Here is an 11096-nt window from a genome sequence, read left to right on the forward strand (position 1 = left end):
CACAGCGCCTCCAACGCTTTTCTGAATGGCATCCGTCTCACTTCCTAAATCGCGGTCGCGCCACCGTCCACCGCCAATGCCTGGCCCGTGGTGAAGGCAGCACCGTCGCTGCACAGATAAAGCACGGCGCTGGCGATCTCCTCGACCTTGCCGATACGCCCGACCGGGTGCATGGCGGCGGCAAATTCGGCTTTGCGCGGGTCAGCTTCATAGGCACGGCGGAACATATCGGTGTCGATCACGGCCGGGCATACCGCGTTGACGCGGATTTTCTTTTTCGCGTACTCGATCGCCGCCGACTTGGTCAGGCCGATCACCGCGTGCTTGGACGCGGCATAGATACTCATCTTCGGCGCCGCCCCAAGTCCTGCCACAGAAGCCGTGTTGACGATGGCGCCGCCGCCCTGAGCCAGCAGCAACGGCAGTTGATACTTCATGCACAGCCACACGCCCTTGACGTTGACGCCCATGATTGCGTCGAACTCATCCAGGCTGCCGTCCGCCAGCTTGCCCTTCTCGATCTCGATCCCGGCGTTGTTGAAGGCATAGTCCAACCGGCCATAGGTGGCCACGGTCTGCTGCATCAACTGCTGCACGTCCGCTTCCAGGGTGACATTGCAGCGCACAAACACCGCTTCGCCACCGGCCTGATGAATCAGCGCCACAGTGCCCTCGCCGCCAGCCGCGTCCAGGTCGGCGACTACGACTTTCAAGCCTTCAGCGGCGAACGCCAGCGCAGTGGCGCGGCCAATGCCGGCGGCCGCACCGGTCACCAGGGCGACCTGGCCGGAAAATGTCATGCTCATGGTGGATGTTCCTTCGATGGGGATGCTCGATGACCCCAGTCTAGCCAGAGCCACCATCGGCGCGTCAGCACTATCAAAAGCCCGGTTGGCGAACCATGAGCCGCAGTGATAACGGCACCCTCATCACTATCATTGCAGTGGATCGGTGGGCATTCGCAGGTGCCGCGCACCTTGCCGGTGCAGCCCGAAGGGTCTATCACTCAAGGTCCACTTCTCAAGAGTCGCTGCCATGACTGCCCAGACCAACCGCCAATTCCTGCTCGCCAAACGCCCGGTCGGCGCGGCCACGCGGGACACCTTCACTTACCAGGAAGTGCCGGTGGGTACACCCCAGGACGGCCAGGTGCTGGTGCACAACGAATACCTGTCCCTGGACCCGGCCATGCGCGGCTGGATGAACGAGGGCAAATCCTACATTCCGCCGGTGGGTATCGGCGAAGTCATGCGCGCCCTGGGCGTAGGCAAGGTGATCGCATCGAACAACCCGAAATTTGCCGTGGGCGACTACGTCAACGGTGCCTTGGGTGTGCAGGATTACTTCCTCGGTGAGCCGCGGGGTTTCTACAAGGTCGATCCGAAACTGGCGCCGTTGCCGCGTTATCTGTCGGCGCTGGGGATGACCGGCATGACCGCTTACTTCGCCCTGCTGGACACCGGCGCGCCCAAGGCCGGCGAGACCGTGGTGATCTCCGGCGCGGCAGGCGCGGTGGGCAGCATTGCCGGGCAGATTGCCAAGATTAAAGGCTGCCGCGTGGTAGGCATCGCTGGCGGCGCCGACAAATGCAGGTTCCTGGTGGATGAACTGGGTTTTGATGCAGCCATCGACTACAAGAACGAAGACGTGCATGCCGGCCTCAAGCGCGAGTGCCCGAAAGGTGTGGACGTGTATTTCGATAACGTCGGCGGGGACATTCTCGATGCCGTGCTCAGCCGCCTGGCATTGAAAGCCCGCGTAGTGATCTGCGGCGCCATCAGCCAGTACAACAACAAGGAAGCTGTCAAAGGGCCGGCCAACTACCTGTCACTGCTGGTCAATCGTGCGCGCATGGAAGGGTTTGTGGTGATGGACCACGCGGCGAATTTTGCCGCTGCCGGGCAGGAAATGGCCGGCTGGATGGCTCAGGGCAAGCTCAAGAGCAAGGAAGATATAGTCGAGGGGCTGGAGACGTTCCCGGAGACGCTGATGAAACTGTTCAACGGTGAGAACTTTGGGAAGTTGGTGTTGAAGGTCAGCTGACACACCGCAGATCGTTCTGCACACACGGTTAATGTGGGAGCCGGGCTTGCCCGCGATGCAGGCGACTCGGTGTTTCAGTGATACCGAGGCGATGCTATCGCAGGCAAGCCAGCTCCCACAGAGACCGTGGTCGCTTTAGTCAGGCAATCTCGGCAACTACCGCTGCCAGCGCCTTGGCCGGGTCGGCCGCCTGGCTGATCGGGCGACCGATCACCAGGTAATCGGAACCGGCATCCAGGGCCTGGCGCGGGGTCAGGATGCGACGCTGGTCGTCCTGGGCGCTGCCCGCCGGGCGAATCCCCGGGGTCACCAGTTGCAACGCCGGGTGGGCGGTCTTCAGCGCCTGGGCTTCCAGCGCCGAGCACACCAGGCCGTCCAGGCCAGCCTTTTGCGCCAGGGCCGCGAGGCGCAGCACTTGTTCCTGTGGCTCGATGTCCAGGCCGATGCCGGCCAGGTCTTCACGCTCCATGCTGGTCAGCACGGTCACGCCAATCAGCAGTGGCTTGGGGCCGCTGCGCTGATCGAGCACTTCACGGCACGCAGCCATCATGCGCAAGCCGCCGGAGCAGTGCACGTTGACCATCCACACGCCCATTTCGGCGGCGGCCTTGACCGCCATCGCTGTGGTGTTGGGGATATCGTGGAATTTCAGGTCGAGGAACACCTCGAACCCTTTGTCACGCAAGGTGCCGACAATTTCGGCGGCACAACTGGTGAACAGTTCCTTGCCAACCTTGACCCGGCAAAGCTTGGGGTCCAACTGGTCAGCCAGCTTCAGTGCGGCGTCACGAGTGGGGTAATCCAGGGCGACGATGATAGGAGTCTGGCAGGCGGACATTGGAATGGGCTCTCAGGCAAGTCGAAATCGGCGCGGATTGTAGCGCAAGCAGCGGGTTTGCGGGATCCGATGATCGGTAATTCGCGATTTAGCCGCCAGATTGCGGGCTCCCAGGCAATTGTGTCGAAACAGATACATTCCCGACATGCCTGCAATACCCCCGAAGATTAGCCTCGCACACGTGAACCACCGTACAGAACTTCCAGCCCCGGTGCTGGGCGCCTATGCTGAACGCAACAACCTCGCCGCCGATCCTCGGCCCGGCGGCCCACCAGGTAGATGATCGCACCATGCAAACCCTGACTCCTGTGCTGAATGACGATCAAAAAGCCTCGCTTGTCGGTGAAGACAAACGCTGGAATACCCGCGCACTGATTGTCGACGACGACGTGCCGATCCGCGAACTGCTGATCGATTACCTGGCGCGCTTCAATATCCTCGCCAGCGGCGTGACCGATGGCGCGGCCATGCGCCAGGCCATGCAAGCCGAGACCTTCGACGTGGTGGTGCTCGACCTGATGCTGCCGGGCGAAGACGGCCTGTCGCTGTGCCGCTGGCTGCGGGCGGAATCGGACATCCCGATCCTGATGCTCACCGCCCGCTGCGAACCTACCGACCGCATTATCGGCCTGGAACTGGGGGCCGACGACTACATGTCCAAGCCCTTCGAGCCCCGTGAACTGGTAGCGCGCATCCAGACCATCCTGCGCCGGGTGCGGGATGACCGCACCGAGCAGCGGGCGAATATCCGCTTCGACAACTGGCGCCTCAACAGCGTGCTGCGCCAGCTGGTGGCCGACGACGGGCTGGTGGTGCCGCTGTCCAACGCCGAATTCCGTTTGCTGTGGGTGTTTATCGAGCGCCCGCGCCGGGTACTGAGCCGTGAACAATTGCTGGACGCGGCCCGGGGTCGCTCCATCGAGGCCTTTGATCGCAGTATTGACCTGCTGGTCTCGCGCCTGCGCCAGAAGCTGGGGGACGACCCCAAGGCCCCGCAGTTGATCAAGACCGTACGCGGTGAAGGCTACCTGTTCGACGCCCGAGATATCGGCTGATGCGCAACGCCTTCAACACCCTGTTCGGGCGGCTGTTCGGTGTGTTGCTGGTAGCGATTGTGCTGGCCCACGCGCTGGCATTCTTCTGGTTTCACCATTATGGCCCGCCGCCCCCTCCGCCCCACGAGACCTTCATCGAGCAACCGGACGGCAGCCTGACGCCAATGCCCAAGGAGCATCGCCGTCCCTGGTTCGGCGGGCCTGTGGTGCCGCTGACCTTCCAGTTTATCTCGCTGATCATTGCCGCCTGGTACGGCGCCAAGCTGCTCAGCCGGCCAATCCAGCGCCTGAGCGCCGCGGCCGAGCGCCTGAGCCTGGACCTCGACAGCCCACCGCTGAACGAGTCCGGCCCACGAGAGGCGCGGCAAGCGGCATCGACCTTCAACCTGATGCAAAAGCGCATCCGCGAACAGGTCACCCAGCGTGCCCGCATGCTGGGCGCCGTGTCCCACGACCTGCGCACGCCGCTGTCACGGCTCAAGCTGCGCCTGGAACAGATCGAAGACACCAAGCTGCAGGGCCAGATGCGCCAGGACCTGGACGACATGATCGGCATGCTCGATGCCACCCTGAGCTACCTGCACGAGCAGCGCACCAGCGAAACCCGGCATTGGCTGGATGTGCAGGCGCTGGTGGAGTCCCTGAGTGAAAACGCCCAGGACCGCGGCTCCGATGTGCAATGCAGTGGTGAGTGCGCGCCGCTGCAAGTGCAACCGATGGCCCTGCGTTCGTGCCTGAACAACCTGATCGACAACGCCCTGCGGTACGCCGGCACCGCGCGCATCGAACTCGCGGACACTCCGCAGGCGCTGGTGGTGAAAGTGATCGACCACGGCCCGGGCATTGCGGCGGATAAACGCGAGGCGGTGTTTGAACCGTTTTATCGGCTGGAAGGCTCGCGCAACCGCAATTCCGGTGGCGTGGGGTTGGGCATGACGATTTCCAAGGAAGCCGTGGAACGCCTCGGTGGACGGCTGAGCCTGGAGGAAACTCCGGGCGGCGGCCTTACCGCCGTAATGTGGCTGCCAAGGGCGTAGGAATGGTTCCTGCGCCCTGCAGGAACCATTACTGCCCGGTTTTATCTTCCCGCCGCACCTGAGCCTGGGTGGCACTCCAGTCGGTCAACAAGCTATACGCCACCGCCAGCAATGTCGGGCCGATAAACAGGCCGATAAAGCCGAACGCAATCAACCCGCCAAACACCCCCAGCAACACGATCACCAGCGGCAGGTTGCCGCCACGGCTGATCAGGTAGGGCTTGAGCACGTTGTCGACGCCGCTGATGATGAACGTGCCCCATACACCGAGGAACACCGCATAGGTGTAGTCGCCCTTCCAGGCGAGCCAGGCGGTGGCCGGAATCCAGATCAGCGGCGGGCCCATCGGAATCAGGCTGAGCAGGAACGTCACGATCCCCAGCACCAAAGCCCCCGGAACACCGGCAATCCAGAAGCCGATCAGCGCCAGCAAGGCCTGGGCGGCAGCGGTGCCGATCACACCGTTGACCACCCGCTGCACCGTACCCGCGACCAGTTCGATGTAATAACCCGCCCGGTCGCCGATCAACCGCTCCAGCAAGCGATGCACAAACATCGCCAGGCGCGGCCCGTCACGGTAGAAAAAGAACACAAACACCAGGCTCAGGGTCAGTTCCAGGATGCCGCCGCCGATCTGCGCACTGCGGGCCAGCAACCAGTTGCCGACCTGGCCCAGGTACGGTTTCAACGTGACCATCAGTGCCGCGCCCTGCTGGTCGATGCTGTCCCACATCGCCACCAATCGTTCGCCGACAAAGGGAATGGAACCGAGCCAGGTGGGCGCCGCAGGCAAGCCATCCACCTGGATATCCTTGATCAGGCCCACGGCATCGCGCACATGGTCGGCCAGGTTGAACCCCAGCCAAACCAGCGGCAACGCCACCAATAGCATCCAGACCAGGGTCAGGATCCCGGCGGCCAGCGATTCGCGACCGCCCAGCCAGCGGGTGAGCAAGCGCATCACCGGCCAACTGGCAAACGCCAGTACCGCGCCCCAGAACAGCGCCGACCAGAAAGGCGCCATCACCCAGAAGCTGGCACCAAACAACACCAGCAGCAGGATCTGCACCAGCAGGCGATCGTTATTGAGCATGTGGTTTCTCGAAAAGAAGTCTGTAAGAGGAAGAGCTTAGGCGAACGGCGCGGGTCCGTTCGCCCTGGAACGGTCAGCGTATCAGATGCAGGTGCAAACCCTTGGCTTCGGTGGTGCTGGTTTCCAGGCGCGCCGCACGTACGCCCTGATCGATCAAGCCCTGGCGCCATGCCTCGGCGGTGGGCCCGGTCAAACTGACCCGCAACGTGGCATCCAGGTTCAATCCGCGGGAAATAAGGGTGAGCCAGGTGGCGTCAGGCTCGGCGCCCAGCTTGGGAAAATCCAGCTCGCCAGTGCTTTTCAGTTCCCGCAGCAGCGTAGCGGAGGTCGGCAGCAAATCGCCCAACGGTGCGCTGGCGTCCATCTGTTCCACGTGCAGGTACGCCCGTCGATTGCCCCGGGTGATGCCGTACAACGCGACCAGGGAGTTGTCCTGCGGGGCCGCCAGGCGCAGCAGCAGGTATTCCTGCTGGCCGTCGGCGCCCACCAGCTTGGCATTGCCGAACACTTCATTGGCCCACAGGCTGCTTTCACCGCAATCACGGGCCTGGCACCAGAACAGCAGTTGCGCGCCCTGGGCCTGCAAGGCTTCGCGGGTGGCGGTAAAGGCGGCGCTGGAGGTGTGCTCGGCAGGCAGTTCGTAGGTGATGGCAGTGGCTTGGCCGCGGGCGGTGGCCTGGCCTTCATAGCGCAGCTGGCCGCTGATCTTGCGGATCGAGCCCAGCGGGTAGATACGTTCTTTCTCTTCGGCGGGACGGTAGTCGACGATCTGCGCGTCGACCTGACGGGCCACGGCGGGCAAGTCCTGGCTACCCGGTACGTCGGCGGCAAACACCAGCGGGCTGAAACAGCACAGCCCCAGAACACGGAAAAATCCCTTCGGCATACTCATCGGATCGGCGCGCCCTGGCCATTGGGGTGCGCTGCGGTGTTGAGATCGTTCATGGTTGACTCCCTTTCGATCCGCCCAGCCTCGGCAGTTGACCCCGCCAAGTCAAGGCGTGGAGAAGAACCGATTGAAACAGTCTGCAACAAGGGTAGCGCCTGGCTCGTCATTCAGGTGCAAATGATGGCCACCGGGCAAGGTAGTCACCTGGAACGGAAGCCCGGAAAGCAATTCGGAATGTTTCGCCAACATGCCGTCTTCGGCGACCACCAACTGTGTCGGACAGCCGACTCGGCGCACGAAGGCCATCGCCTGTTCTTCTGTCAGGCGCATGGGGGAGGCCAGGGTCAGGCGGCTGTCGCTGCGCCAGGTGTAACCACCCGGCACGGGCATCAAGCCACGCTGGGCCAGCAGTTCGGCGGCTTCACGACTGACTGCCACCACGCCTTTCATCCGCGCTTCCACCGCGCGATCAAGGGTGCTGTACACCGGCTTGCGCTTGTCCTGCAGGTTCATTTGCGCCTGCAACGCCATGCCGAGGCGTTCGGCGGCGTTGTCTGCGGTGCCGGTCGGCGGGATCACGCCATCAATCAATCCCAGGTGCGTCACCCGCTCCGGCAAGGCGCCGGCCAACACCAGGGAAACGATGGCGCCGAGGGAGTGGCCAAGTAATGCAAAACGTTTCCACCCGAGTTGTTCGGCGACTTGCAGCACGTCGTGGACGTAATCCCACAGGGAATAACCGGCGCCAGCGGGTCGATGGGCCGAGTGACCATGGCCGGCCATGTCCAGGGCGACGATGCGCAGGCCATCGAGTTTCGGTGCCAGCCGGGCAAAGCTGTTGGCGTTGTCCAGCCAGCCATGCAGGGCAATCACCGGCAAACCGTCTTCAGGGCCGAACAGATGCGCCGCCAACTCGATGTGCGGCAGCGCCAGGCGGACTTCTTCGACAGGCGCAGTCATGCGCAACTGCGCTCGCGCTGGCGAGCTTCCCAACGGGCAAACAGGTTCTTGATCAAAGTGGCGGTGTCCTGTGGGCGTTCAAGGGGAAACATGTGGCCGCCGGGCATGGTCAGCATTTCGCCCATGGGCATGCGCCCCACGCCGCTGGCATGGTGACGCATCACCACCCGGCTCTGGCGACCACGCACCACCGCCAGCGGCACTTTCAGTTGCCGGGCCTGGCCGGGGCTGGTGTGGGGCACGCCGCGGTAGATGCTGATTTCGGTGGCCGGATCAAAGCGCAGGCGCAGGCGATCACCCACCGGCTCCAGGCCGTGTTGCAGGTAGGCATCAAAACAGTCGGGATCAAAGCCGCGAAACAAGGTCTTGCCAGCGAAGTACTGGCGCGCAGCCGCCAGGTCGGCGAACTCTTCACGACGGCCCAGGGTGCGCCCCGCCGGGGTCAGCCGGTCAATAAAGCCGAAACGCTTGGCCGCGCGGATCACCCAGCGATCGGCCAGGGTCAGTACCGGCGAATCCAGCATCACCACCCCGCGATACAGCTGCGGGCTACGCATGGCCGCATGCAGGTGCAGCACGCCACCCAACGAATGGCCCACGCCCCACACCGGCTCCGGTTGTTGCTCAAGGTGGTGGATCAGTTCGTCCACCAGGTTCTGCCAATTGTCATCCACTGGAAACCGGGGGTCGTGACCGTGCTGCGGCAAATGCGCGACGGCGTACTCCGGGGCCAGGGCGGCAAACAATTTGCCGTAGGTCGCCGAAGGAAAGCCATTGGCGTGAGCGAAAAACACGTGCTGCGACATACCTGATCCATCACCGTAAACAGAGTGTTGATTCTCCCCAGACCCGGCAGTCACGGCAATGACTGTAACTGCCAGGAATGATGACACTCACGCCACGCCTATCGGGCCGGCGGCTTCTCCCCCAGCGGTACCACGGCCATGGTCAGGCGCGATACACAGCTGGCCTTGCCTTCATCGCTGGTCAGGCGGATGTCCCACACGTGGGTGGTGCGCCCGATATGAATCGGCTTGGCCACCGCCGTCACCCGCCCGCTGCGCAAGCCGCGCAGGTGGTTGGCGTTGATTTCCAGGCCCACGCAATAGAACTTGCTGGCGTCGATGCACAGGTAACTGGCCATGGAGCCCACGGTTTCCGCGAGTACCACCGACGCGCCGCCGTGCAGCAGGCCGTAGGGTTGATGGGTGCGGTGGTCGATCACCATGCTGGCCGTCAGGGACTCGTCGTCAAAACGTTCAAAGCGGATATCCAGTACTTCACCGATGGTGTTTTTCTGAATCGCATTCAGTTGCTCGATATTCGGTTGGGTGCGCCACAGGCTCATTGATCGGTCCTTATTGGTTTTATGTCAGTGCTCAATCCTGCCACAGCACGGCCTCGGAGCGCTCGCTCCAGGCCAGGAACTGCGACCCGTAGGCTGATTCAATCACGTTGCGCTTGATCTTCAAGGTCGGCGTGAGAAAACCGTTTTCCACCGCCCAACTGTCTTTCACCACCACCAGTTGGCGCAAGCGCTCATGTTTATCGAGCACTTGGTTGACCTCTTCCAGCAAGCGTTCAAGGCTGCCCTGCAAAGCCTGGCGCCCAGCGCCTGCGGCATCTTGCAGACCCACGGCAGATAACACGCACAGGCCCATGGGCGCACTCAAGCCATCGCCCACCACGCACACCTGCTCGATGCGTGCATGTTCGGCCAGGCGGTTTTCAATCGGCGCCGGGGCCACGTATTTGCCTTTGCTGGTCTTGAAGATTTCCTTGAGCCGCCCGGTCAGCCGCAGGCGGCCATCGGTGCCCTGCTCGCCCTTGTCGCCGGTGCGCAGGAAGCCGTCGGCGGTGAGGGTCTCGGCAGTTTTTGCCGGGTCCTTGTAATAACCGAGCATGGTCGCGCCGCTGCGTACCTGGACTTCGCCGTCGTCACCGATGCGTACTTCGACGTCCGGGCATGGCGGGCCTATCCAGCCGAGTTTCTGCTGGCCGGGGCGGCACACGTGGGAGTAGCCGCAGCTTTCGGTCATGCCATAGACCTCCAGCACATCCAGGCCCAGCCGGCGATACCAGACCAACAGTGCTTCGGGCACGGGGGCTGCGCCGGAGATCGCCACGCGCACAGCGTCCAGGCCCAACCCGGCGAGTACTTTGTGGCCGACCCGCTTGCCGATGAAGGGCAGGCGCAGCAAGGTATCGAGGCGGCTTGCGGGGATTTTGCTATAGACGCCCATCTGGAATTTGGTCCAGATCCGCGGTACGCCGAACAGCGCTGTTGGCCTCGCCCGTTTGAGGTCTGTCAGAAAAGTGTCGAGGCTCTCGGCGAAAAATACTGTCTGTCCGGTGTAGATCGAGGCCATCTCCACGAACATGCGTTCGGCGACGTGGCACAGCGGCAGGTAGGACAGCAGGCGGTCGCCCTCCCCCAGGCCGAACAGTTCAGTGCCGCGGATGGCCGCGAAGGCCAGCGCGCCGAAGCTGTGCATCACGCCCTTGGGCAGGCCGGTGGTGCCGGAGGTGTAGATGATGGTGGCTAGATCGGATGCTGCGGGCGCGGGGTTGTCCTGAATGGGTGAGCAGGCTTGCAGGTCGGCCCAGGTGAAATCGAATTCGCCATCGGGGCACAGCGGCAGGCTGATGGTGGGCAGGTCGGCCTTTACTCCGGCGGACATGGCGGGCCAGTCGTCCAGTTTGCCGATAAATGCCAGTGCGGCTTCGGAATGCTCGAGTACGTGGGCGACGGAGTCGGCGGTGAGGTTGGGGTAGAGCGGGACCGAGACGTGGCCGGCCATCCAGATGGCGAGGTCGGCGATGATCCAGTGGGCGCAGTTTTTCGAGATCAGGGCGATGTGGGAGCCCACTGGCAGGTCGCGGGCTCGCAGCCAGTGGGCGGCGCAGCGGGCCTGTTGACCGGCTTCGGCCCAGGTGAGGGTTTGGACCTCGCCGCCCTTGATGGGCTGAACCAGGAATCGTTGCCGTGGGTGGCGGGCTTCGCGGTCGAAGAAGACTTGCAGCGGCAAACGAATAGCGACAGACATGGACGCGCTCCTTTGTGTTCCGATGGTAGCCAACCAAGCACTTGCTTGGCTGACTATTTCATGGGAGCGCGGGGGGTGCAAGTTCTGCTGTTTTTGGGGGCATATCCGTTATTCAGGTAACGGCCGCTTATGGT

11 protein-coding genes are annotated in these 11096 nt (G+C 63.1%); 3 read left to right on the forward strand and 8 right to left on the reverse strand.

Features of this window, described 5'->3' with window-relative positions:
• Nucleotides 1-44 precede the first annotated feature (44 nt).
• A complete protein-coding gene (locus HX873_RS17435; protein WP_008431261.1) occupies nucleotides 45-806 on the reverse strand; it encodes an SDR family oxidoreductase in 762 nt (253 codons plus the stop codon).
• A gap of 229 nt (nucleotides 807-1035) precedes the next feature.
• Here HX873_RS17435 and HX873_RS17440 point away from each other — a divergent pair, with 229 nt between their 5' ends.
• The gene (locus tag HX873_RS17440) at nucleotides 1036-2043 is read left to right on the forward strand and encodes an NADP-dependent oxidoreductase (RefSeq protein WP_087695366.1); all 1008 of its coding nucleotides are present in this window, start codon (nucleotides 1036-1038) and stop codon (nucleotides 2041-2043) included.
• Between the two features lie 139 nt (nucleotides 2044-2182).
• On the opposite strand, the gene pyrF is transcribed toward HX873_RS17440, so the two are convergent.
• Complete coding sequence (pyrF, locus tag HX873_RS17445; RefSeq protein WP_003217180.1) at nucleotides 2183-2881, reverse strand: orotidine-5'-phosphate decarboxylase; 699 nt, start codon at nucleotides 2879-2881, stop codon at nucleotides 2183-2185.
• Nucleotides 2882-3171: 290 nt separating this feature from the next.
• Between pyrF and HX873_RS17450 the strand changes: the two genes are divergently transcribed.
• Together HX873_RS17450 and HX873_RS17455 are read left to right on the forward strand one after the other, a co-directional pair.
• Nucleotides 3172-3936, forward strand: coding sequence for a response regulator (locus HX873_RS17450; protein WP_032898726.1), 765 nt, complete (start codon nucleotides 3172-3174; stop codon nucleotides 3934-3936).
• On the forward strand, nucleotides 3936-4973 hold the full coding sequence (locus tag HX873_RS17455) for a cell wall metabolism sensor histidine kinase WalK (protein WP_003217175.1): 1038 nt from the start codon (nucleotides 3936-3938) through the stop codon (nucleotides 4971-4973). The genes HX873_RS17450 and HX873_RS17455 overlap by 1 nt, the downstream gene beginning before the upstream one ends.
• A gap of 28 nt (nucleotides 4974-5001) precedes the next feature.
• On the opposite strand, the gene HX873_RS17460 is transcribed toward HX873_RS17455, so the two are convergent.
• The 6 genes from HX873_RS17460 to HX873_RS17485 form a co-directional block, all read right to left on the reverse strand.
• Nucleotides 5002-6066, reverse strand: a complete 1065-nt coding sequence (locus HX873_RS17460) for an AI-2E family transporter (RefSeq protein ID WP_003217173.1) — start codon at nucleotides 6064-6066, stop codon at nucleotides 5002-5004.
• Nucleotides 6067-6139: 73 nt separating this feature from the next.
• The gene (locus HX873_RS17465) at nucleotides 6140-6958 is read right to left on the reverse strand and encodes a DUF4892 domain-containing protein (RefSeq protein WP_177122965.1); all 819 of its coding nucleotides are present in this window, start codon (nucleotides 6956-6958) and stop codon (nucleotides 6140-6142) included.
• Between the two features lie 102 nt (nucleotides 6959-7060).
• Entirely contained in the window at nucleotides 7061-7915 is an 855-nt protein-coding gene (locus HX873_RS17470) for an alpha/beta hydrolase (protein ID WP_177068178.1), read from the reverse strand.
• The gene (locus HX873_RS17475) at nucleotides 7912-8721 is read right to left on the reverse strand and encodes an alpha/beta fold hydrolase (RefSeq protein ID WP_008431257.1); all 810 of its coding nucleotides are present in this window, start codon (nucleotides 8719-8721) and stop codon (nucleotides 7912-7914) included. The genes HX873_RS17470 and HX873_RS17475 overlap by 4 nt, the downstream gene beginning before the upstream one ends.
• Before the next feature lie 98 nt (nucleotides 8722-8819).
• Nucleotides 8820-9263 (reverse strand): hotdog fold thioesterase, encoded by a 444-nt coding sequence (locus HX873_RS17480; RefSeq protein ID WP_102369642.1) that lies wholly within the window; start codon nucleotides 9261-9263, stop codon nucleotides 8820-8822.
• A 31-nt stretch (nucleotides 9264-9294) separates the two neighbouring features.
• Entirely contained in the window at nucleotides 9295-10962 is a 1668-nt protein-coding gene (locus tag HX873_RS17485; protein ID WP_177068732.1) for an AMP-binding protein, read from the reverse strand.
• Nucleotides 10963-11096 lie beyond the last annotated feature (134 nt).

Origin of the sequence: Pseudomonas sp. P7758 (genome assembly GCF_013386485.1) — a bacterium.
Classification (GTDB): domain Bacteria; phylum Pseudomonadota; class Gammaproteobacteria; order Pseudomonadales; family Pseudomonadaceae; genus Aquipseudomonas.